We start from the raw sequence: 22267 nt of genomic DNA on the forward strand, positions 1-22267 counted from the left end.
CCCTTGTTCGGGACTGCTTCCTGCAGCTTGGAGCTATTTATAGCTTAAACTACTATTCAAATTTCAGATCCAGACCCAGACCACGTAACTCATGAATCAATACATTGAATGATTCCGGTACGCCTGCTTTCGGGATGTTATCGCCTTTCACGATAGACTCATAAGCTTTGGCACGGCCTACAATGTCATCAGACTTAATGGTTAACAGTTCCTGCAGAATGTTGGATGCACCGTATGCTTCCAGTGCCCACACTTCCATTTCACCGAAACGCTGACCACCAAACTGCGCCTTACCACCCAACGGTTGCTGGGTAATGAGAGAGTATGGTCCGATTGAACGGGCGTGCATCTTATCATCCACCATGTGGCTCAGCTTAAGCATGTAGATAACACCCACGGTAGCTTTCTGGTGGAAACGCTCACCGGTTTCGCCATCATACAGGTAAGTATGGCCAAAGCTTGGCAGACCTGCATTATTGATATAATCTGCGATCTCCTCTGTAGTAGCACCATCGAAGATAGGTGTAGCGAACTTAACGCCCATCTTCAGACCAGCCCAACCCAGTACAGTTTCGTAAATCTGACCCAGGTTCATACGGGAAGGTACCCCGAGTGGGTTCAGTACGATATCTACCGGTGTACCGTCTTCCAGGAATGGCATGTCTTCATCACGTACAATCTTGGCAACGATACCCTTGTTACCGTGACGACCCGCCATCTTATCACCCACTTTCAGCTTACGTTTGCTGGCCAGGTATACCTTAGCCAGTTTCAGTACGCCCGCTGGTAACTCATCACCAATGCTGATGTTGAACTTCTCACGTTTGTAACGTCCCAGTTCTTCATTATACTTGATGTTATAGTTATGCAGCAGTGTGTTGATCTGATCGTTGGTTACATCGTCTGTAGTCCAGCCCAGTGGATTCACGTTCTGGAAGTCGATGTTAGCCAGGTTCTTGGAAGAGAACTTAGAGCCCTTAGAGATCAATACTTCACCGTAAGTGTTGGTGATACCCTGAGAAGTCTTGTCCTTCAGCAGTGTCAACAGCTTACTCATCAGCACTTCCAGCAGGTCTTCTTCGTTCTTCTGGTGTACTTTTTCCAGTTTCTCCAGTGCCGCTTTTTCACGGGTCTTGGAGTTCTTATCTTTCTTAGCGCGGCTGAACAATTTCTTGTCGATTACCACACCTTCTGTGCTTGGAGGTGCCTTCAGGGAAGCATCTTTCGCATCGGAAGCCTTGTCACCGAAGATCGCACGAAGCAGTTTTTCTTCAGGAGAAGGATCAGATTCACCACGAGGAGTGATCTTACCGATCAGGATGTCGCCTTCCTTGATGTGTGCACCTACACGGATGATACCGTTCTGATCCAGGTCTTTGGTCGCTTCCTCACTTACGTTTGGAATATCTGGTGTCAGTTCTTCTTCACCCAGTTTGGTGTCACGTACTTCCAGCTCATATTCATCGATGTGTATGGAAGTGAAGAGGTCTTCACGGCCTACACGCTCAGAAATTACAATCGCATCCTCAAAGTTGTAACCCTTCCATGGCATGAACGCCACTTTCATGTTACGACCCAGGGCCAACTCACCACCGCGGGTTGCATAACCCTCAGTCAGGAAGTCACCAAATTCCAGCTGCTGCCCTTTCTTAACGGCAGGACGCAGGTTGATACAGGTGCTCTGGTTGGTCTTAACGAATTTAGTCAGGTGATAGATCTTCAGATCATCTTCGAAAGATACCAGTTTCTGCATTTCGTCACGCTCGTAACGAACATGGATTTCATTGGCATCAACGAATTCAACCACACCACGACCTTCTGCAGTGATCTGCAGACGGGAGTCGCGGGCTGCCTTTCCTTCCAGACCAGTACCTACGATAGGTACCTGTGGATTGATCAGCGGAACTGCCTGACGCTGCATGTTTGATCCCATCAACGCACGGTTGGCATCATCATGCTCAAGGAACGGAATCAGGGAAGCACTCAGACCCACGATCTGGTTCGGAGCAACGTCCATATATTCCACTTCACTTCTATCGAGGATTGGGAAGTCACCGGTTTCACGGGATTTCACCTTATCATTTACGAAGTTACCCACTTCATCCAGCGGCGCGTTTGCCTGCGCGATCTTCACACTATCCTCTTCTTCAGCGCTCAGGAACTTCACAGCCTCCATATCAACTTTACCATCCTGTACCTTGCGGTATGGTGTTTCGATAAAGCCCATATCATTCACCTTAGCGTGTACGCAAAGGGTGGAGATCAGACCGATGTTTGGACCTTCCGGTGTTTCAATAGTACAGAGACGGCCATAGTGGCTATAGTGTACGTCACGTACCTCGAAACCTGCTCTTTCACGACTCAGACCACCGGGGCCCAGCGCGGAGATACGACGCTTGTGCGTGATCTCAGACAGCGGGTTGGTTTGATCCAGGAACTGGCTCAACTGGCTGGTACCGAAGAAAGAGTTGATTACGGAAGACAATGTCCTCGCGTTGATCAGGTCTACTGGTGTAAATACTTCATTATCACGAACGTTCATTCTCTCGCGGATGGTACGGGCCATACGAGCCAGACCAACACCGAACTGAGCATATAACTGCTCACCTACGGTACGTACACGACGGTTAGACAGGTGATCGATGTCATCGATTTCCGCCTTGCTGTTTGTAAGCTGTACCAGGTACTTGATGATCGCGATAATGTCTTCTTTGGTCAGCACCTTCATGTCCAGTGGTGTAGGCAGACCCAGTTTCCTGTTGATCTTATAACGGCCTACATCTCCCAGATCATAACGCTTGTCAGAGAAGAATAATTTATCAATGATGCCCCTTGCTGTTTCATCATCCGGCGCATCAGCACCGCGCAATTGACGGTAGATGTGCTGAACGGCTTCCAGCTCGGAGTTGGATGTATCTTTATTTAAAGTATTGTAGATGATGGAGAAGTCGCCACTCACCTCTTCTTTCTGCACAAATACACTCTTCACACCCATGTCAACGATTGTCTCAATGTTTGCTTCGTCGAGGATACTGTCACGCTCCAGCACGATTTCGTTACGTTCGATGCTCACCACCTCACCGGTATCTTCATCAACGAAATCTTCTACCCAGCTTCTCAGTACACGGGCGCCCAGTTTCTTGCCAGCGTATTTATCGAGGCTCTTCTTGTCTGCTTTTACTTCATCAGCCATCCCGAACAGTTGCAGGATGTCCTTATCTGTTTCGTACCCGATAGCACGTAACAGCGTAGTTACGGGGAATTTCTTCTTACGGTCGATGTACGCATACATCACATTATTGATGTCTGTTGCGAACTCCATCCACGCGCCCTTGAACGGAATCACCCTTGCAGAGTAGATTTTAGTACCGTTCGGGTGGATAGACTGACCAAAGAACACACCAGGAGAACGATGCAGCTGAGATACAACTACACGTTCGGCTCCGTTGATCACGAAAGTACCTCTCGGAGTCATGTAGGGTATGTTCCCAAGGAACACGTCCTGCACAATCGTCTGGAAGTCTACGTGCTCCTCATCGTTACAGCTCAGGCGCAGTTTGGCCTTCAGCGGTACAGAATAGGTAAGCCCACGCTCAATACATTCCTCTATGGTATAACGCGGAGGGTCTACAAAGTAGTCCAGAAACTCCAGATTGAAGATATTGCGGGTATCTGTGATCGGGAAGTTCTCCTTGAATACTTTAAAAAGGCCTTCATTGTTACGCTTGTCTGGTGTGGTTTCTAACTGGAAGAAATCCTTGAAAGATTGAATTTGGATAGCCAACAGATCCGGTGTCTCAGTTACTTGTTTGATCTTTCCAAAGTTTATTCTTTCACTTGTTTGGGCTTTTTTTAGAGACATATTCGAAGTTAGCAGTTATATTAACTTATATAATATTGTGAGGTGTAGATCACAACATGAATCGGGGAAATTAAGGATTCTTTGCCAATTACCCTCAAAAATTTCTGTCTTCTCCTAATTGTCAAATCCACCGACCCGGTGATTTCCCCCTTTTGACGCTCCGAAAAAGACACTTTCCCAAAGGGAAGAAGGCCAAAAGTGCCAAAAGCACTTTTGACCTTTATAAAGAGGTATCTTTAAGCAAAGAATTACTGAATTTCAACTTCAGCGCCAGCCTCAGTCAGCTTAGCTTTCAGGTCTTCTGCTTCAGCCTTGCTAACACCAGCTTTCAGTTCCTTTGGAGCACCGTCTACCAGTTCCTTAGCTTCTTTCAGACCAAGACCAGTCAGATCCTTAACGATCTTAACTACGTTCAGTTTGCTAGCACCTGCAGATTTCAGGATAACGTTGAAGGCTGTCTTTTCTTCTGCAGCAGCAGCTTCGCCACCACCTGCAGCAACAACAACTGCAGCAGCAGCTGGTTCGATACCGTATTCGCTCTTCAGAACGTCTGCCAGTTCTTGTACTTCCTTAACAGTTAAACCTACTAATTGTTCGGCTAATGCTTTAACGTCTGCCATTGTATAATGTTTTTAAGAATTTGAATGTTAGATTGATGATTTATATTGTGACTTGGAAGCCATAATTTATTAAGCGTGAGTTTGTTACACCCACTACCAGCTTATTCAGCTGCAGGAGCAACAGCTTCACCTGCGCCCTCTTTCTTTGCCTTCTCGAGCAAACCAGCGATAACACGCTTAGCAGGAGATTGCAACAGACCAATAACGTCTCCAATGAGTTCGTTCTTAGTCTTGATTTTAACCAGGTTAGCCAGTTGCGCATCGCCAGTGTAGATTTCATCACCTACGAAAGCAGCTTTCAGCTCAGGCTTTTCGGTTTTCTTGTTGTCCTTACGGAAAGAAGAGATGATTACAGCTGGTTCCTTTGGAGAATCAGAGAACATCAGGGCAGTTACACCATTCAGTGCTTCAAACACACCTGCATATTTTTCAGCATCCAGAGATTCCAGTGCCTTCTTAATGAGGGTGTTCTTAGCCACCTTCATTTCCACGTTCTTGTCAAAACAAACACGACGCAGATTGTTAACCTGCTCAACAGTCAGAGACTCAGTGTTTGTGATGTAGAAGTTGCTATATTGAGAGAACTTACCTTTCAGCAGTTCAATCACTTCATTTTTTTGATCTTTGTTCATAGCTTTTCTCAGTTTGTCGATCTGCCAGCCGGCGAATCAGTTAGTTTTGAACAGATTTAGTGTCAACCGTGATGGCAGGGCTCATTGTGCTCGCCATAGCCAGGCCTTTCAGGTAAGTACCCTTAGCAGTAGCAGGTTTCAGCTTGATAATAGCGTTGATCAGTTCCTGAGAGTTCTGCTCGATCTTTTCAGGTGCAAATGATACACGACCAATAGAAGCGTGAATGATACCAGCCTTGTCTACTTTGAAGGTGATCTTACCACCCTTTACCTCGTTTACTGCTGCCGCTACATCGTTCGTAACAGTACCAGTCTTAGGGTTAGGCATCAGGTTACGGGGACCCAGGATCTTACCCAGCTTACCGATCTTAGGCATCACAGCAGGAGTTGCTACGATTACATCGATATCAGTCCAGCCAGCTTCGATCTTCTGGATATACTCATCCAAACCAACATGATCAGCTCCAGCTTCTTTCGCAGCAGCCTCTTTGTCAGGCGTGCAAAGTACCAGAACGCGTTTAGTTTTACCAGTACCGTGGGGAAGCGTTACGGAACCACGGATAGCCTGGTCTGCTTTCTTGGGATCAACGCCCAGACGGATATGTAAATCGACAGAGCTGTCGAATTTAGTGCAGTTAATGTCTTTTACAATTGTGGACGCCTCCTTCAGGGAGTAGATCTTGTTCTTGTCCACTTTTGTATCAGCTACTTTTCTTTTCTTAGTTGCCATTGCAAAATGTTTTAAAAAGTTAACCCGTTATACACAGGTGAAACAATTAGTTGCTCCATGGAGCGTTACCATCCACAGTAATACCCATTGAACGGGCAGTACCAGCTACCATCTTCATGGCGCTCTCTTTAGTGAAACAGTTCAGGTCAGCCATCTTATCGGTAGCGATAGCTTCAACCTGAGCCCAGGTAACTTTACCAACCTTGTTACGGTTTGGCTCTTTGGAACCACTCTGCAATTTGGCTGCTTCCAGCAACTGTACAGCTGCAGGAGGAGTCTTAATTACGAAATCAAAAGACTTGTCTGTGTAAACTGTCAGCAATACAGGCAATACCTTACCAGCCTTATCCTGGGTACGGGCATTGAACTGCTTACAGAACTCCATGATGTTCACACCCTTGGAACCCAAGGCAGGACCAATCGGAGGTGCAGGGTTGGCCGCGCCGCCTTTAACCTGCAATTTCACGTACGTAGCGATCTCTTTTGCCATGTTTAAATAATTTATTTGGTGAAACGTCTCGTCTCTTGCGAGACTCCCAAAGCTAAAAGGAGAAAAAAATTACCTTTTGAAGGGGATGCAAAGGTATATAATAATATAATAAATCACAAAAAGAATTTGCTTTCGGGCATCCTTTTTGCTATTATCATCTATTTGGGGTTAAAATTTTACAATTCTATTGCAAAACTATACCGGTATGTATGCATATAGGGAAGGTTAACAAAGAGTTCCGGCACCCCTCTCTCGCAAATCTAATGGAATTTACCGGAATTCCCAGCCTCACTGACATAAATTTATTGTTGCCCCCGCCCTCAACCTTCTCCACTTCCGCTATGTTATTTCTTATATCGCCTTTCATTTTTCCACCAAAATCGCCGACCTTACCAAAACCATTATTATTCACTACCTAAATATCTAAAATCCACCTCATTATGAAACGTCTGTTGCTCCTTTGTCTCCCCATCCTCGCCGCCGCCCCCCTCTTTGCACAAGATCAGGCCGCTGCACAACAAGCCTGGATGGATTATATGACCCCGGGAAAAGTCCACCAGATGCTCGCCCACTCCGATGGCACCTGGGACTATGAACTGACCTTCTGGATGGCACCCGGCGCCCCTCCCTCCAAATCCAATGGCACCGCCGAAAATAAAATGATCCTCGGCGGCCGCTACCAGGAATCCGTCCACAAAAGCAACATCGACGGTATGGAATTCGAAGGCCGTGGCCTCCTTGCCTATGACAACGCCAAAAAGATCTTCCAGAACTCATGGATCGACAACATGGGCACCGGTATCATGCTCCTGCAGGGCACCTGGAACGATGCCTCCCACTCCCTCACCCTCACCGGCAAAACCTACGATCCCATGCAGGGAAAAGATATCGAGATGAAAGAAGTCATCACCATCCAGGACAATGACCACCATACCATGGAAATGTACTACGTCAAAGACGGAAAAGACATTAAAAGCATGGAAATGCACCTCACCAGAAGGAAGTAATTCCCACTGCCGCTTTTCCCGCCACCCACAGGCCCACAAAGAAAAAACCGCTATTTGCAAAATACAAATAGCGGTTTTTTTCTTACTTCTTCCTGTACGCCCAGTAAAAGAACTGCGGCAATACCATCAAACTTAGCAACATACACACAACCAATCCCCCCACTATCATGATCGCCAACGGCTTCTGTATCTCCGATCCCATACCATGACTCAAGGCCGCAGGCAATAATCCCAAAGACCCCATCACCGCAATCATAAACACCGGCCTGATCCTATCCCTTACACCATTCTCTATCGCCTCCTTCAATGGCATTCCCTTCTCCCAGTAACTCTTCATCACCGATATCAATATAATCCCGTCTATCGTACCCACACCAAATAAAATGATAAAACCTATCCCCGCCGAAATACCAAAAATTGTATGCGTTATCCACAAGGAAAAGAACCCACCCATAAATGCAAACGGCACCGTGATCAATGACAACAACGTATCCTTCAGGTTATTGAAATTGATATACAACAAAAACCCTATCAGCAATAATGATATCGGTACGATATACGCCAACCTTCCCGTCGCCCTTTGCTGACTCTCAAACTCCCCTGCCCATTCCAGTTTGTAAGCTTCCGGCAACTTCACCCGCTTCTTCACCTTCGCCTGCGCCTCCGCTATCGTACCCCCCAGGTCTCTACCCCTCACCGAGAACCCTACCGCTATATAACGACTACTTCCCTGCCTGTAAATAAACGCCGGCCCCGTAAAGAACCCGATATCCGCAATCTCTGACAAAGGCACTTTGGCATCGCCCGCCGCCGGTACCAATATATTCCTGATCTCCTGCTCCGATTGCCTGAAATGCTGATCATACCGCACCCTGATCTCAAACATCCGCTCTCCCTCATAGAACGTAGAAGCCGCCTTACCCCCTATCGCCATCTCTACCACCGCCTGCGCATCTTCCATACTTATTCCATATCTCGCCATTCTCGCCTCACTCAACTTAATCCTCAGCTCCGGTGCACCAATATTCCTGAATACATTCACATCCTCTATTCCCCTGATTCCCCTGATCACCGCTGCTATACTATCCGCCGTCCGCTCCAGCGATGGCAGATCATTGCCGTACACCTTCGCAACCAATGCACTCTTTACCCCAGCCACATACTCTTCCACATTATCCATGATCGGCTGACTAAACCCAAACACGATTCCCGGGTATACCCGCAACTTCGCTTCCATCTGCTCCAACAACTGCTCCTTCGTAATATGATGCTTCCACTGCCCCTCATCTTTCAGCTGCACATGGAACTCAATGTTGAAAAAACCGGTAGGATCCGTACCGTCATTAGGCCGCCCTGTTTGTGTGAGCACGAACTGTACCTCATCAAAACTCCGTAGCTGCGCCTTCATCTCCTTCGTCAGTCGCACCGATTCATCCAGATTCACACTACTTGGCAACGTCGCCCTGATATATATAGCCCCTTCATTCAACTTGGGAATAAACTCCGTTCCCATACTGCCAAACCCCAGTATACAACCACCCAGCAATACAAAGAACCCGATAATAGTACCCTTCCTGTACCTGGTCGCAAACTGGAACAACCTGAAAATGATCTTCCTGAAAAACTCTGTAACAGCACTATGCTTATCGACCACATTTTTATTCAGCAACAGCTTACACATTACCGGCACATACGTCAGGCTCAATAAAAGAGAGCCCAGCAATGCATATCCCAATGTAAACGCCAGCGGCGAAAACATCTTTCCTTCCACTTTCTGAAAAGTAAAAATAGGCATCAACGCTACGATCAATATCACTTGTGCAAACAGGATAGACTTGCCCACACTTTTCGCTTTATCCCGTATGAACCCATCCTTTGGCATAGCGTTGAATGCCTCCATGCCCATCTCGCGGGCACGTTTGTCCATACTGGCGAATACATGCTCGACTATCACCATCGTCCCCTCCAGCAACAAACCAAAATCTACTGCACCAATGGAGATAAGGTTAGCCGACAGCCCCTGGATCCGCAACATCAGCAAAGCAAATAAAAATGCCAGCGGAATCACGGATGCCACGATCACTGTAGTTCGCCAGTTATATAGAAACACAAACACAACAATGGATACCAGCAAAATCCCCTCTATAAGATTATGTGTAACAGTTGTAATGGTCTTATCTACCAGCTCCGTTCTGTCAAGGAACGGCTCTATCTTTACATCTTTTGGCAGGATACGCGTATTCAGATCTGTAATCCGCTCCCGCAATTTCTCAATCACCTTGCTGGGATTCTCTCCCCTTAGCATGATCACAATCCCCTCTACCAGATCATCATCCCCATTCAACCCCACTCTTCCCAACCTGGGTTTGCCCGTCACAATTACATTCGCTACATTCTTTACTAATACCGGTGTTCCCTTTACATTCGTGATCAGGATATTTTCAATATCAGCCGTCTTCTCCAGCAAGCCCACACCACGCACTACATACGCCTGGCTCCCTTTCTGAATCACATCTCCACCTACGTTAATATTACTTTTACCAATCGCCTGGAATACATCCAGCGCCGTCAAACCGTAATTCGACAACTCTGTCGGATTCACCCTGATCTCATAACTCTTCTCTTCCCCACCGAAACTATTTACATCTGCCACCCCAGGTACAGATAAAAGCTCCCTGCTGATTACCCACTCCTGCAAGGCAGACAATTCACGGATAGGCCGGTCCTTACTCCTGATCACATACCTGAAAATCTCTCCCGTAGCACCATAAGGCGGCTCGATCTCCGCATCTGCACCCGCCGGCAGATCAACATTGCGCATACGGTTACTCGCGTACTGTTGCGCATAAAAATCCTCTACATTATCCTCGAAATTTACGGTCACTACCGACAAACCAAAGAGCGATATAGAACGTACATCCGTCTTCCCCGGAATCGTACTCATTTCCTTGGTAATAGGTAATGTCACAAATTTCTCTATCTCCTCTGCACTTCTGCCCGGCCATTGTGTTATAATTCGTGCACGGGTATTCGTTACATCCGGATAGGCTTCTATCAACGTATTCTTAATGGCAACTACACCAGCTACAATCAGGAGGAAAGTAAAGAACAATACCAACGTATGGTTCTTCAGTGCAAAGCCAACTATCTTTTCTACGAGCTTATTCATACTATCTTCCTTTCAGCTGGTTATAGATCAGTAACTGGTTGCGGCTGATGATGGTGTCACCTTTGTGCAATACATCTTCATTCACATAGTAATACTGCTTATCGTGCGAGAGTGGTGCAATGGTTAATTCGCGTACGTCACAGTCATTGTGATACGCTACTACATGGTAATTATCGTCGTCAAAGATCACCGCATCCAATGGCACAGCCAATGCCTTCTCTTCCATGTTCATATGTACATTCACACTCACCATCATATCCGGTTTTAACTCCAGCCCGGCATTGTCTATTTCCACGACTGCCTTCATCACCTTTTCTTCCGGATCAAAGATGTTGGAGAGGCGCGCGATCTTACCTGCAAATACCTTCCCGGGATAAGCAGTCGTGCTGATCGCTACTTCCTGTCCTGCTTTTACCATTCCCAGCTGTGCCGCATACACATTTGCCATGACCCACACCTTCTTCAGATCAGAAATGATAAACAGATCATCATCACCGGCATTCACCTGGTAACCGGTTGTCATTTTCTTTCCCACGATATAACCACTCATCGGCGCATGGATCAGTAATACTCCTTTATCCACACTGCCGCCCTGTATAGTGAGTGTTTCCCTGATCCTGTTTATTTCCAGTTTACCCGCGGCCACTTCATTCTGTGCCTCCAGCAGTTCCTTGTCGGATGCGATGCCGTCATCATGCAGGCTGGTCGTCGCCCTCAGCTGCCTTTCAGACAATGCCAGCGCGGCTTCCGCCTTATGCAGCTCTGCTGACTGATCACTCAGTTCTGTAGTTTTTATTTCTGCCAATACCTGTCCCTTGGTCACATAATCCCCGAGATTGAAACGTACATCTCTCACTACACCACTGGCCAGTGATTGATAACGGTACAGGTGGTCCTGATCATAGCTTACACTCCCTGTCAGTTCCAGTTCTCCGTGTACAGGTGCTTCTGACAGTGGTGCCAGCCGGATCAACGATTTCAGACTGGGAGAAATAATGCAGGTATTCGGTGCCTGCTCTGTAGTTGTGGTGGTAGATGAATTGTGACAGGCAGATAACAATACCATTGCCAGTCCTATGTAAAATATGCGGTACATAATGCGTTGTTTATAACTCCGTTCCGGTTAAGTAATTAAGCGTAGCCTTTTTGATACTGATGTTCTTAATAGCAGCATAGTATTGCTGCTTGCTGTCACGGAATGAGCTGAAGAAGTCCAGGAATTCCAGCAGGCTCATATTCCGGTTTACAAAGTTGCGGCTGATACCCTCTACCATTGTATCGAGTTTATCCAGGTAGTCCGTATCGATGCTCTCATACAATCCAATCGCTTTGTGCAGATCTGTCCATTCTTTAACCACCGCATTATTTACTTCTGTAATCTTATTCTTTTCAAGCAGGTCACTTTGCTGCACGGCTAATTGTGCGGCTTTGATATTGCCTTTGTTCCTGTTAAAAAAAGGCAGGTCCATGCTGACGCCTACACCCATAAAGTTGTTCTGTACATTTCCTGCTCTTTCATAGTTAGCATTCAATGTCAGGTCAGGTACCGCATTTGCCTTTTCCACAGTCAGTGCCGCCACGTTCACCGCTTTCTGCTGCTGAGCGGCCATGATGCCGGCATTGTGTTGTGTAGCTTGTGTGAGTAACTCCTGTAACGGATGTTGTTGTAATTCGCTGACCATTTCTGCGGTAGGCGTTGGATCTTCCAACACCAGGTAAACGGTGGGGTTCAATGCCAGCAGGTTTTTCAGGTGTTCCTGCTGCGCTGTCAGGTCTTCATGCGTTGCATTGATATCCGACTGCAATGAAATCTGCAATGCCTTGATGCGATACATTTCTGTCTGTGAAATATTCCCTTGCTTTAACATGGCTTGCTGGGCTTTCAATAAAGTATTTACTACTCCTATTTGTACTAACTGGTCGCCCTGTATTTGCTGGAGATATAGCAAGGAAGCTTCCGTCTGCCGGAAGTCGGCCTTCAGCGATTGTAACAGGTCCAGGAAATTACCGGCAGCAAAGTCTTTATTGCGGGATTCCAGGTCAATGTTCTTTTTGCGCTTACGGGCAGTATAGACTAACTGTTCCAGTTGTGCAGCAAAAGTCCTGTCCCGCCAGAAATTACCAAATAATGGGGGTGTTGCCTCCGTAGTACCATTGGTATACAACTGTATATTATCAATGGTCAGGTTAGGATTGGGCCATGCTTTTGCCTGCAGGATCTTTGCCTCTGCAATGGGGATTTCCAGTTTTCCGGCAAGCAGTGATAAATTATTTTCGAGAAAGATCTTTTCGGCATCTGCCAATGTATAACGTACAGTATCCATCTGTGCCTGCGCTACAGATGTGATGACTGCCAGATATAGGAAAAGAAATAATACACGTTTCAAATACATGATCGTTGCTAAGATTTAACGCATGTAAAATTGCAACGGCTGTATTAGGGGCTCGTTAGATGTAAATTAAAAACTGATTAGATTTAATGTGTAGTCGTGAAGGAAACGTTAAATGTACTGCCCTTACCGGGTTCACTGCTGACTGTAATATGTCCTTTATGTGCCTGGATGATCTTCTGTGCCATAGATAGTCCAATACCAAAACCGGGATATATACGTGCATTATTTGCACGGAACAATGGCAGGAAAATACGTGCAGCATCATCCGGGGAAATACCAATCCCATGATCGGTAATAGTTATTAACAACTGTTCCTGCTGGCAATCCAGTACGACTTCTACAGGTTGATTACTGGAGAACTTAAAAGCATTCTTAATGATGTTCTTAATAGCCAGTATCAGCAATTCCCGGTTACCGGTAATTTCCAGTCTGGTTGCGTCTTCCGGCAATTGCAGCATCTGCACATTCAGTAACTGTTCCGGGTGTCTTCTGGCCCATTCTTCCCGCAGATCCCACAGGAGTTCATCTAGCCGGATATGTTCTTTACCTGCATGAGTATCAGTATCTGCCTGAGTGAGTTCCAGCAGGCCATTGGTAATGGTTTTTAACTTGGCTGATTCATCCAATACAGAGCGCAGGGTTTTGACATAGTCATCCTGGTTACGCTGTTTCTGGAGAATGACTTCCAGTTCGGTGATAATGGCGGTTAACGGGGTGCGCAATTCATGCGATGCATTGGAGACAAAGGATTGCTGCATTTGAAACGCCTTTTCCAGGTGTTCCAGCAGGTCATTGAAATTACTGGCCAGTTCATCTATTTCATCATCGTTGCGGCTCTTTTTCACACGGGCGTGCAGGTTAGAAGCACGAATATTTTTCATCTGCCTGTTGATATAGTTAATAGGGCGCAGGGCACGGTAAGAAAACCACTGCCCCAGCAGGAAGACCATCAGCATACCGAGTGCAAATGTGCCCCCTAAGATCCAGAGGTTATGCATCAGTTGTGCCTGTCCGGCTTCGTTGCCGGCGGTAACGAAGATGACGAAATTGCCCTGGTTATCTGTATAATAAAGGCCTACAGCGGGTTTGCCTCTGAGATGAAAACGATATTTCTTATGGTAGCGTACAGCCTGAATAATGGCAGGAGGTATATTGACGGAACCAGGTTCGATGAACACGGGTTGATTGGCTTCGTCGTAGATCATACCATCTTCGCCGGGGATGGCCTGTATATATTTCTTTTCAACGTCTTTCCATTTTTTCCTGGCCAGTTCGTCTTTTTCAAGGAATACCTGTGCAGTGATAAGGGCACGATCTTCCAGCTGACTAAAGAAGGTATTGTTCACATAACTCTGTAGCAGGAGATATACGAGTATAAAGATGACTAGCAGGATGCAACCCGAGATAAGAGAGAATTGCAGCGCAAGCCGGTGACGTATTTTCATAACCAGTTATTTCGTCTTCATCACATAACCCATGCCGACTACGGTATGAATTAACCTGTCGCCGGAGAATCCTTTTTCAATCTTATTACGGAGGTAGTTGATATATACATCGATGGTATTGGTACCACTGTCGAAGTCCAGTCCCCATACGGTTTGTGCAATGAAAGCACGGGAGAGGACTTTATTGCAGTTCTTCATAAACAGTTCGAGCAGGGCATATTCCTTGGCGGTGAGGATGATCTCTTTGTCTTCCCGGGAGGCTGTTTTGGTATCGAGGTCCAGGGTGAGGTCCATGAAGTTCAGTTTGGTAGCGGAGGCTTTGAACTTGGCGGTGCGGCGGTGCAGGGCGTTCGTTCTGGCCAGGAGTTCACTGAAGTGAAATGGTTTGGCCAGGTAATCGTCTGCGCCGGCATTGAGGCCGTCTACGATATCGGGGGTACTGTTGAGGGCGGTGAGCATGAGGACTGGGGTACGGATACCCTGGTCGCGGATGCTTTTGCTTAATTGCAGGCCGTTCATATATGGGAGCATCACATCCATGATGATCACATCGTAATCGTGCTGCATGATTGCTTTATGCCCGATTTCTCCATCGTAAGCTACTTCCACCTGGTGTTGTTCTTCTTCCAGTCCTTTTTTGATGAAAGCGGCGACTTTGGGCTCGTCTTCTATCAGTAGTATCTTCACCCTGCAAAGGTACCGATTACTGAAAAATAAGAGATTATAATAAGATTAAAAGATGGTAGGTGGTGCTATCCTCTATTTGTCAGCGCATATCGGGGCATAAAAAAAAGCCGCTCCTTGCGGAACGGCTCCTATTAAAAAACCTAAAATCTTTAGCTGATTTTTTCAACCTGCATGAAGTTCAATTCCACTGGGGTAGCACGACCGAAGATCTTCACAGTTACTTTCAGTTTCTTCTTGTCTTCAATTACTTCTTCGATAATACCGTTAAAGTCATTGAAAGGTCCATCGATGATCTTGATAGTTTCTCCTACGATGAAAGGCTCGCTCATGGTCAGTCCGGAATCAGACAGTTCATCAACTTTACCTAACATTTTATTTACTTCAGCTTTACGCAGAGCGATCGGCTTTTCTTTACCAAGGAAGTGAATAACACCGGAAACGTTGCGGATGGATTGGATTACCTCATCGGTCATTTTACCATCGATCGCTTCGATCATTACATAACCGGGATAAAAGTTCTTTTCGCGCATCACTTTCTTACCGGCCTGTACTTTATACACTTTCTCAACAGGTAAGAAGATTTGTGTGATTACATTTCCCCAATCAGAACGACGCACCTCAATATCCAGGTATTCTTTTACTTTCTTTTCTTTTCCACTTACCACTCTCAGTACATACCATTTGGTATCCTGAGTCGGAACATTTGTTTCTTCTGCAGGGTTATTGGATGCTTCAATCATTATTAGAACATTTTATAGTACTGTGATAACACCACGTTAGAAAGGGCGTCCATACCCCAAACAATGAGGGTAATCACCACAGTAGCGATCAGGACAATCATTGTTGAGGATTGCAGTTCCTGCCAGGTAGGCCAGGATACTTTATGCACCAGTTCATGATAGGATTCCCGGAAGTAATTTCTGATCTTGTTCATTGGTTTTAAATTAACCGTTTGAAAACATGAAAGGTGAAAAGCGAATGGCGAATGAAATTCACAATTCACCTTTCACTTTTCACCAATTTTACACTGCACGGGCACAAGGATTCGAACCCTGATCAAAGGTTTTGGAGACCTCTATTCTACCATTGAACTATGCCCGTGTATAAAGCCATTAGCAGTTTGCTTATTTCAGACCGAAACCGAATTTACTAAAAAATCTGATTAACGGCTAGCAATTTGCGAATTGCTAATGGCTTTTATGCTGAAAAAAGTGATTACTTAACGATTTCAGTAACCTGACCAGCACCTACGGTACGTCCACCTTCGCGGATAGCGAATTTCAGACCTTTTTCCATAGCGATTGGAGCGATCAGTTTCACAGTCAGACCGATGTTATCACCAGGCATAACCATTTCAACACCAGCTGGCAGTTCAACCTCACCAGTTACGTCCGTAGTACGGAAGTAGAACTGAGGGCGATACTTCTGGAAGAATGGAGTGTGACGACCACCTTCTTCTTTGCTCAGTACGTATACTTCACATTTGAATTCAGTGTGCGGAGTGATAGTACCTGGTTTAGTGATAACCATACCACGACGGATATCTTTCTTTTCAATACCACGCAGCAGCAGACCAGCGTTGTCACCAGCTTCACCTTCGTCGAGCAGTTTCTTGAACATTTCAACACCGGTACAAGTAGAAGTCAGTGGCTTTTCGATCAGACCAACGATTTCAACTGGTTCACCAACCTTGATTTTACCACGTTCGATACGACCGGTAGCAACGGTACCACGACCTGTGATAGAGAATACGTCTTCTACAGACATCAGGAATGGCAGATCAACTGGACGAGGAGGCAGAGGAATGTATTCATCTACAGCAGCCATCAGCTCATCTACAGCAGCAACCCATTTCTCTTCACCAGCCAGAGCGCCTGTAGCTGAACCCTTGATGATTGGAGTGTTGTCACCATCGTAGTTATATTTGCTCAGCAGCTCGCGGATTTCCAGTTCTACCAGTTCCAGCAGTTCAGGATCGTCTACCAGGTCAACTTTGTTCATGAAAACAACGATACGAGGTACACCTACCTGACGAGCGAGCAGGATGTGTTCTTTAGTTTGTGGCATCGGACCATCTGTAGCAGCAACCACCAGGATAGCACCGTCCATCTGCGCAGCACCAGTGATCATGTTCTTCACATAGTCAGCGTGACCTGGACAGTCAACGTGAGCGTAGTGACGATTAGCAGTCTGGTATTCTACGTGTGCAGTGTTGATGGTAATACCTCTTTCCTTTTCTTCAGGTGCAGCATCGATCTCATCATATCCTTTCTTCTCAGCCAGACCCTTGCTTGCCAAAATATTTGTAATGGCAGCAGTTAAGGTAGTTTTACCGTGGTCAACGTGGCCGATGGTACCAATGTTTACGTGGGGTTTATCCCGCTTAAAGGTTTCTTTTGCCATTGTATTTTTTTTAGATGGTTTGTAAAGATTGTATTGATTGTGTTTTGTTAAAACGGTTTTACAAACTTGTACCGCTGATGAGAATTGAACTCATGACCATTACCGGCACATTTACCGGAAACCGCTCTTCCACTGAGCTACAACGAAATGTTGGATTCCGGACTATCGAATAAATCCGTTTGAGCTGTTGAAGAGAATTGAACTCTCGACCTCTTCCTTACCAAGGAAGTGCTCTACCCCTGAGCTACAACAGCATACTAATTACTTTTAAAGAACTTTATATCGCCCACCAGCCCTCCGGTTCTTTTACAAACCAGTTTGAACGACGAACAATATTCATAAAGCTTTGGAGAATTCTACCTGAACGGAACCAGTGTAATACTTCTGCAAAACTTTCCGCCCAAGGTTATCACGAAGCAATTTCGTAACTAACTATGAGCGGGAGACGAGGTTCGAACCCGCGACCTACAGCTTGGAAGGCTGTCGCTCTACCAACTGAGCTACTCCCGCATTTGTTAAAATAATATCAGAAAGAACTCTTTAATTGTTATGGCGCTCTCACTTTTATCCCCTCTTCTTAACAAAACTGTTCCGCCATTGCTATTGGGCAAAGGCGGAACATTTGCACGTTGTGGGCAGGACAGGATTCGAACCTGTGAAGACGTAGTCAGCGGATTTACAGTCCGCCCCATTTGGCCGCTCTGGAACCTGCCCATTCTTTACTCCCGAAATACCTTACAAACCTCTTCATCCGTTGCGGGACTCGTGTTATTATGTTTGCTTCGGAATTTCTCCGGAGCCAGCAGAGGGATTCGAACCCCCGACCCACTGATTACAAATCAGTAGCTCTGGCCAACTGAGCTATGCTGGCATACCAAGTATTATATCTGGTGTACTTGCTCTTAAGTGCTTCTTTCGTTGCTTTATTAGCTCCTCAGTCGCTGTCTTAAGAGGGTGCAAAAATAATAGTATTTTGTAACTTTCAAAATCTTTTTTTTCAGCACCCGTACTTTTTTTTAGTACCTGATCGTTTGGGCTTAAATGCCCTACAGTAAAGAACTTTACTACCTTTGCCCGATCCCTTTTTTGTTTCGGGATGGCAAAGGTAGTAAACAGATTATTAATTCCAAAATATTTTTAAGATTTTACTGAAATTTTTTCTCCTTAGTACGTTTGATCTGGTTAACGACGGAGTCAAATGCGAGGTCAAAGGATTCTTCGAAGGATTTGCTTTCGTGCTTTACAAATAAGTCCTGGCGCGGGATGTGCACTTTTATCTCGGCTACTTTATCCTTAATTTGATGGGCTATTCCATCCAACTTTAAGAAAACTTCCACGCTGATGATCCTATCATAAAAAGTGTTGAGCTTCGCGATTTTTTTGCTCACATGATCAATCAATTTGGAATCCGCATCAAAATGCACAGTTTGAATTTGAACGTTCATAGCACTAAATTTTTTTTAGTTATAACAATCTTGTACATGCTCGTAACATTACGTCATAGGCTTTCAATCAGTTTTTACTAATGGCATGAGAGTGTATTGACAAATGAAAAACAACATATAAAGAACTCATTACTAATTTAGTGAATTAAGCGATTCTTTCCATAACCATTTAGTAATATTTTGTTAATATATAAATGCAGGAAAATTGAAAATTTCACCTCCCTGCTATAAGCCTGCGTAAACAATGTTTTCCCTACCCCCTGGGATGCGCCTTCTTATAAGCCTCCTTCAGTTTCTCAATGGTATTATGCGTATACACCTGCGTAGAAGCCAGGCTGGAATGCCCCAGCAACTCCTTCACCGCGTTCAGATCGGCCCCGTTGTTCATTAAATGTGTTGCAAATGTATGCCGCAAGGTATGCGGACTCTTTTGATTGATCGTAGTGATCTGGTGAGCAGAGAGATAATGCCGCACCACATTGTATACATACTTTGGATATAATTTACGCCCCGATTCCGGATTTACAAGTAACACTTCCATATCAAATTCTGCCAACTCCTTCCGCTTGCAATCCCGGTACTCCCCTATCAAAGCAGCCAAAATCGGGCTGATTGGCAGGATGCGCTCCTTATTTCCCTTCCCCAGCACTTTAATCGTCAACCTGGATATATCCACATGGCTCACCTTAATAGCTATCAACTCCGATAATCGTATTCCTGTATGATACAGTAACTCAAAAATCAGCCGGTGGGTTTTCCCCTTCAGATCATCTCCGAATATAGGCTTATTCTCAGCCCCCTTCCGCAGACTACGATTATCTTCAATTGCCAGCATCCCCTTTTCTTCTATAAAATGCGGTAACCGGCTACCTACCTTAGGCGCCGTCACTTTTGTCATGGGAGTTTGATCAATCTCCCCCTGCCGCAATGCATATTTGAAAAACGATTTGAGCGTGGAAATTTTCCGGTTAACAGTTTTCGCTATCATCCCCTCTTCCATCAATCCAGCCAGCCACGTACGGACATGTGAATGCGATATGCCTGGTAAGGACACATCGCCATATTGAGAATGTAAAAAAGTGAAAAACTGGATAAGATCCTGCTGGTAGGCAGCAAATGTATGCGCCGAATAGCGCTTTTCAAGCTGAATATAAGCCAGGAAACGGTCTACTACCGGGGGTAATACTTCGCTCAACACAAAAAAATTGATGATTGTAAAGTTACGAAAACCTTACAATCATCACATATTTTGCGTTGGAATTATCCGTAATCAGGTATTAAGCATCAAATTTACCTGTAGCCAGCTGCTGCTTGTAAACAGCTTTCAGAACTTCAGTACGACGCTTAACAGAAGGTTTTGTGAAAGATTGACGGCTTCTCAGCTGTAACAGGATACGCGCTTTCTCAAATTTCTTTTTGTATTTCTTGAGCGCCTTGTCAATATTTTCGCAATCTTTAGAATCGATAATTAACATAATAAATACCTCTTTTTTTCAGGAAGGCAAAGATAAACCATTTAATTCAAAAAAAACAAACTAAAGTTTGAATTTTATGGGTGCCTGTCGTCATCATTCTCCTCCACTTTTTTCCATAATTTCGTTTCATGTTTACAGGAATAATTGAATCACTAGGCGAAGTTATAGCTACAAAGAAGGAAGGAAGCAATATGGTTATCACCGTCCGCTCCTCCCTCACTCCCGAATTAAAAGTAGACCAAAGCATCGCCCACAATGGGGTTTGCCTCACCGTTACCCACATTGACAACGACCTCTACCAGATTGTAGCGGTCGCTGAAACCCTTCAGAAAAGCAATATCGGCCTGCTTACCCCAGGTCAGAAAGTCAACCTGGAAAGAGCCATGCTCTTCAATGGCCGCATTGACGGGCACATCGTGCAGGGACATGTAGACGCCACCGGCGAATGCCTCTCCTGCACCCCCCTAAATGGTAGCTGGGAATACCGCTTCCACTTCCCTGCCCAGTTCGCTGGTCTCATCGTGGAAAAAGGCTCCATCTGTCTTAATGGTATCAGCCTCACTGTTTTCAATGTGACCAACGATGAATTCAGCATCGCTGTTATTCCATATACCTACGAACATACCAATATATCGTCTGTTCACGCCGGCAGTATCATCAACCTGGAATTCGATATCCTGGGTAAGTACGTCGCACGGCAGAAAACAGTCAGCTAGGCCTATAAAAATACACGTATGAAATTGACCTCAACCCTGGCCATCCGATACCCGGTGATCATGGCCCCCATGTTTCTGGTAAGTAACGAAGCTATGGTCAGATCTGCCATGGAACAAGGCATCGCCGGTACATTCCCGTCCCTCAACTACCGCCGTGAAGGGGAGCTCAAAGAGGTCCTCGACCGCCTCAACCTCCACCGCACCCACACCCCACAAGGAACCTATGGCGTAAATCTCATTGTTCAAAAAACAAACCCACTCTATTCTAAACACCTCCAGATCTGCGCCGACGCCAAAGTTCCCCTCTACATCACCTCCCTGGGTAGTCCGAAAGAAGTCATTGCCGCCGCCCACAGCTATGGCGCCAAAGTACTCTGTGATGTCACCAACCTGGCCCATGCCGAAAAGGCCGCACAAGCTGGCTGCGATGGCTTCATTGCCGTTACCGCAGGCGCCGGTGGCCATGCAGGCCCCTACCCCATGCACGTACTCATTCCCTCCCTCCAGGAACACTTCCCCGGCAAAATACTCGTGGCCGCCGGTGGCATTGCCCACGGCAGCCAAATAGCCAGCGCCCTCCTGCTCGGCGCCGACGGCGTATCCATAGGTACCCGCTTCATCGCCAGTCATGAAGCATCCGTAAGCGATGAATACAAAAACGCCATCCTCAGTTACGGCATGGACGATATCGTGCTCACCGAACGCCTCTCAGGTACCCCCTGCAATATCATTAATACCCCTGCCGCCCGGAAAATCGGGTACAAACAAAACTGGTTCGAAAAACTCCTCAATAACAACGCCCGTACCCGCAAATATTTCAAAATGCTCGTACAACTCAGGGGCATGAAAAAACTGGAACAGGCCGTAAAACCCGGGAACTACCAGCAATTATGGTCCGCCGGCCAAAGCGTTGAACTCGTCAAAGACATCAGCAGTATCGAAGAAATTGTCCATCACCTGATCACAGAAACGAAGCTCACCCTGAATACTGCCAGAGACATCAGCGAAACTTTCTAATAATCAATTCATTATACTACACAAGTCCACCTTTAGTCCACGTTGACAAGGGCGCTCCTTCGATGAAGCCCCCATATCAACACGTCTCTAAGAGGTCACTAAACCATCACCAATATATCACCTCAATATCCAATCGATATTGAGGTGATATATTGGTGCCCTTTTGGTGTACTTAT

At 45.8% G+C, this 22267-nt stretch carries 19 protein-coding genes and 6 tRNA genes; 3 read left to right on the forward strand and 22 right to left on the reverse strand.

Annotation, left to right across the window (positions count from 1 at the left end; all coding sequences use genetic code 11):
- Window positions 1-52: 52 nt before the first annotated feature.
- The 5 genes from rpoB to rplK all read right to left on the reverse strand — a co-directional run bounded on the left by rpoB (window position 53) and on the right by rplK (window position 6334).
- Window positions 53-3862 carry a DNA-directed RNA polymerase subunit beta gene (rpoB, locus tag ABDW33_RS28095; RefSeq protein ID WP_116851511.1) on the reverse strand — a complete coding sequence of 1270 codons (3810 nt, stop codon included), beginning with the start codon at window positions 3860-3862 and terminating at the stop codon, window positions 53-55.
- 248 nt (window positions 3863-4110) lie between these two features.
- On the reverse strand, window positions 4111-4482 hold the full coding sequence (gene rplL, locus ABDW33_RS28100) for a 50S ribosomal protein L7/L12 (protein WP_083720868.1): 372 nt from the start codon (window positions 4480-4482) through the stop codon (window positions 4111-4113).
- Between the two features lie 101 nt (window positions 4483-4583).
- Window positions 4584-5114, reverse strand: a complete 531-nt coding sequence (rplJ, locus tag ABDW33_RS28105; protein WP_343693427.1) for a 50S ribosomal protein L10 — start codon at window positions 5112-5114, stop codon at window positions 4584-4586.
- 40 nt (window positions 5115-5154) lie between these two features.
- Window positions 5155-5844 carry a 50S ribosomal protein L1 gene (rplA, locus tag ABDW33_RS28110; RefSeq protein ID WP_072360742.1) on the reverse strand — a complete coding sequence of 230 codons (690 nt, stop codon included), beginning with the start codon at window positions 5842-5844 and terminating at the stop codon, window positions 5155-5157.
- A gap of 46 nt (window positions 5845-5890) precedes the next feature.
- Complete coding sequence (gene rplK / locus ABDW33_RS28115; protein WP_072360740.1) at window positions 5891-6334, reverse strand: 50S ribosomal protein L11; 444 nt, start codon at window positions 6332-6334, stop codon at window positions 5891-5893.
- 440 nt (window positions 6335-6774) lie between these two features.
- Here rplK and ABDW33_RS28120 point away from each other — a divergent pair, with 440 nt between their 5' ends.
- Entirely contained in the window at window positions 6775-7341 is a 567-nt protein-coding gene (locus tag ABDW33_RS28120) for a DUF1579 domain-containing protein (RefSeq protein WP_343693428.1), read from the forward strand.
- 82 nt (window positions 7342-7423) lie between these two features.
- Here ABDW33_RS28120 and ABDW33_RS28125 read toward each other — a convergent pair whose 3' ends face one another.
- The 17 genes from ABDW33_RS28125 to rpsU form a co-directional block, all read right to left on the reverse strand.
- A complete protein-coding gene (locus ABDW33_RS28125) occupies window positions 7424-10510 on the reverse strand; it encodes a CusA/CzcA family heavy metal efflux RND transporter (RefSeq protein WP_343693429.1) in 3087 nt (1028 codons plus the stop codon).
- A 1-nt stretch (window position 10511) separates the two neighbouring features.
- The gene (locus ABDW33_RS28130) at window positions 10512-11606 is read right to left on the reverse strand and encodes an efflux RND transporter periplasmic adaptor subunit (protein WP_343693430.1); all 1095 of its coding nucleotides are present in this window, start codon (window positions 11604-11606) and stop codon (window positions 10512-10514) included.
- A 10-nt stretch (window positions 11607-11616) separates the two neighbouring features.
- On the reverse strand, window positions 11617-12903 hold the full coding sequence (locus ABDW33_RS28135; RefSeq protein ID WP_343693431.1) for a TolC family protein: 1287 nt from the start codon (window positions 12901-12903) through the stop codon (window positions 11617-11619).
- Between the two features lie 83 nt (window positions 12904-12986).
- Entirely contained in the window at window positions 12987-14348 is a 1362-nt protein-coding gene (locus tag ABDW33_RS28140; RefSeq protein WP_343693432.1) for a HAMP domain-containing sensor histidine kinase, read from the reverse strand.
- Between the two features lie 6 nt (window positions 14349-14354).
- The gene (locus tag ABDW33_RS28145) at window positions 14355-15035 is read right to left on the reverse strand and encodes a response regulator transcription factor (RefSeq protein WP_343693433.1); all 681 of its coding nucleotides are present in this window, start codon (window positions 15033-15035) and stop codon (window positions 14355-14357) included.
- Between the two features lie 149 nt (window positions 15036-15184).
- Window positions 15185-15775 carry a transcription termination/antitermination protein NusG gene (nusG, locus tag ABDW33_RS28150; RefSeq protein ID WP_072360736.1) on the reverse strand — a complete coding sequence of 197 codons (591 nt, stop codon included), beginning with the start codon at window positions 15773-15775 and terminating at the stop codon, window positions 15185-15187.
- Between the two features lie 2 nt (window positions 15776-15777).
- Complete coding sequence (gene secE, locus ABDW33_RS28155) at window positions 15778-15969, reverse strand: preprotein translocase subunit SecE (protein ID WP_343693434.1); 192 nt, start codon at window positions 15967-15969, stop codon at window positions 15778-15780.
- Between the two features lie 96 nt (window positions 15970-16065).
- Window positions 16066-16136, reverse strand: a tRNA-Trp gene (locus ABDW33_RS28160).
- 114 nt (window positions 16137-16250) lie between these two features.
- Window positions 16251-17438, reverse strand: a complete 1188-nt coding sequence (gene tuf / locus ABDW33_RS28165; protein WP_116851501.1) for an elongation factor Tu — start codon at window positions 17436-17438, stop codon at window positions 16251-16253.
- Window positions 17439-17507: 69 nt separating this feature from the next.
- Window positions 17508-17583 (reverse strand) — tRNA-Tyr (locus ABDW33_RS28170).
- A 37-nt stretch (window positions 17584-17620) separates the two neighbouring features.
- A tRNA-Thr gene (locus ABDW33_RS28175) sits at window positions 17621-17692 on the reverse strand.
- A gap of 183 nt (window positions 17693-17875) precedes the next feature.
- A tRNA-Gly gene (locus tag ABDW33_RS28180) sits at window positions 17876-17948 on the reverse strand.
- Window positions 17949-18070: 122 nt separating this feature from the next.
- Window positions 18071-18152: transfer RNA gene (locus ABDW33_RS28185), tRNA-Tyr, on the reverse strand.
- A gap of 83 nt (window positions 18153-18235) precedes the next feature.
- Window positions 18236-18309, reverse strand: a tRNA-Thr gene (locus tag ABDW33_RS28190).
- 274 nt (window positions 18310-18583) lie between these two features.
- Window positions 18584-18883, reverse strand: a complete 300-nt coding sequence (raiA, locus tag ABDW33_RS28195; protein ID WP_116851500.1) for a ribosome-associated translation inhibitor RaiA — start codon at window positions 18881-18883, stop codon at window positions 18584-18586.
- 253 nt (window positions 18884-19136) lie between these two features.
- On the reverse strand, window positions 19137-20081 hold the full coding sequence (locus tag ABDW33_RS28200) for a tyrosine-type recombinase/integrase (RefSeq protein WP_343693435.1): 945 nt from the start codon (window positions 20079-20081) through the stop codon (window positions 19137-19139).
- A gap of 79 nt (window positions 20082-20160) precedes the next feature.
- The gene (gene rpsU, locus ABDW33_RS28205; protein ID WP_343693436.1) at window positions 20161-20358 is read right to left on the reverse strand and encodes a 30S ribosomal protein S21; all 198 of its coding nucleotides are present in this window, start codon (window positions 20356-20358) and stop codon (window positions 20161-20163) included.
- Window positions 20359-20486: 128 nt separating this feature from the next.
- Between rpsU and ABDW33_RS28210 the strand changes: the two genes are divergently transcribed.
- Together ABDW33_RS28210 and ABDW33_RS28215 are read left to right on the forward strand one after the other, a co-directional pair.
- Window positions 20487-21074: a riboflavin synthase gene (locus ABDW33_RS28210; protein ID WP_343693437.1), complete on the forward strand. Its 588-nt coding sequence runs from the start codon at window positions 20487-20489 to the stop codon at window positions 21072-21074.
- Window positions 21075-21092: 18 nt separating this feature from the next.
- Complete coding sequence (locus tag ABDW33_RS28215; RefSeq protein ID WP_343693438.1) at window positions 21093-22091, forward strand: nitronate monooxygenase; 999 nt, start codon at window positions 21093-21095, stop codon at window positions 22089-22091.
- The last annotated feature ends 176 nt before the right edge of the window (window positions 22092-22267 follow it).

The organism is Chitinophaga sp. (assembly GCF_039596155.1).
In the GTDB taxonomy this organism is placed as follows: domain Bacteria; phylum Bacteroidota; class Bacteroidia; order Chitinophagales; family Chitinophagaceae; genus Chitinophaga.

What these genes read in the sequence shown, in the direction of transcription:
- rpoB (WP_116851511.1), bottom strand. Translation starts at nt 3,862, where the DNA reads ATGTCTCTAAAAAAAGCCCAAACAAGTGAAAGAATAAACTTTGGAAAG.
- rplL (WP_083720868.1), bottom strand. Translation starts at nt 4,482, where the DNA reads ATGGCAGACGTTAAAGCATTAGCCGAACAATTAGTAGGTTTAACTGTT.
- rplJ (WP_343693427.1), bottom strand. Translation starts at nt 5,114, where the DNA reads ATGAACAAAGATCAAAAAAATGAAGTGATTGAACTGCTGAAAGGTAAG.
- rplA (WP_072360742.1), bottom strand. Translation starts at nt 5,844, where the DNA reads ATGGCAACTAAGAAAAGAAAAGTAGCTGATACAAAAGTGGACAAGAAC.
- rplK (WP_072360740.1), bottom strand. Translation starts at nt 6,334, where the DNA reads ATGGCAAAAGAGATCGCTACGTACGTGAAATTGCAGGTTAAAGGCGGC.
- ABDW33_RS28120 (WP_343693428.1), top strand. Translation starts at nt 6,775, where the DNA reads ATGAAACGTCTGTTGCTCCTTTGTCTCCCCATCCTCGCCGCCGCCCCC.
- ABDW33_RS28125 (WP_343693429.1), bottom strand. Translation starts at nt 10,510, where the DNA reads ATGAATAAGCTCGTAGAAAAGATAGTTGGCTTTGCACTGAAGAACCAT.
- ABDW33_RS28130 (WP_343693430.1), bottom strand. Translation starts at nt 11,606, where the DNA reads ATGTACCGCATATTTTACATAGGACTGGCAATGGTATTGTTATCTGCC.
- ABDW33_RS28135 (WP_343693431.1), bottom strand. Translation starts at nt 12,903, where the DNA reads ATGTATTTGAAACGTGTATTATTTCTTTTCCTATATCTGGCAGTCATC.
- ABDW33_RS28140 (WP_343693432.1), bottom strand. Translation starts at nt 14,348, where the DNA reads ATGAAAATACGTCACCGGCTTGCGCTGCAATTCTCTCTTATCTCGGGT.
- nusG (WP_072360736.1), bottom strand. Translation starts at nt 15,775, where the DNA reads ATGATTGAAGCATCCAATAACCCTGCAGAAGAAACAAATGTTCCGACT.
- secE (WP_343693434.1), bottom strand. Translation starts at nt 15,969, where the DNA reads ATGAACAAGATCAGAAATTACTTCCGGGAATCCTATCATGAACTGGTG.
- tuf (WP_116851501.1), bottom strand. Translation starts at nt 17,438, where the DNA reads ATGGCAAAAGAAACCTTTAAGCGGGATAAACCCCACGTAAACATTGGT.
- raiA (WP_116851500.1), bottom strand. Translation starts at nt 18,883, where the DNA reads ATGAACGTTCAAATTCAAACTGTGCATTTTGATGCGGATTCCAAATTG.
- rpsU (WP_343693436.1), bottom strand. Translation starts at nt 20,358, where the DNA reads ATGTTAATTATCGATTCTAAAGATTGCGAAAATATTGACAAGGCGCTC.
- ABDW33_RS28210 (WP_343693437.1), top strand. Translation starts at nt 20,487, where the DNA reads ATGTTTACAGGAATAATTGAATCACTAGGCGAAGTTATAGCTACAAAG.
- ABDW33_RS28215 (WP_343693438.1), top strand. Translation starts at nt 21,093, where the DNA reads ATGAAATTGACCTCAACCCTGGCCATCCGATACCCGGTGATCATGGCC.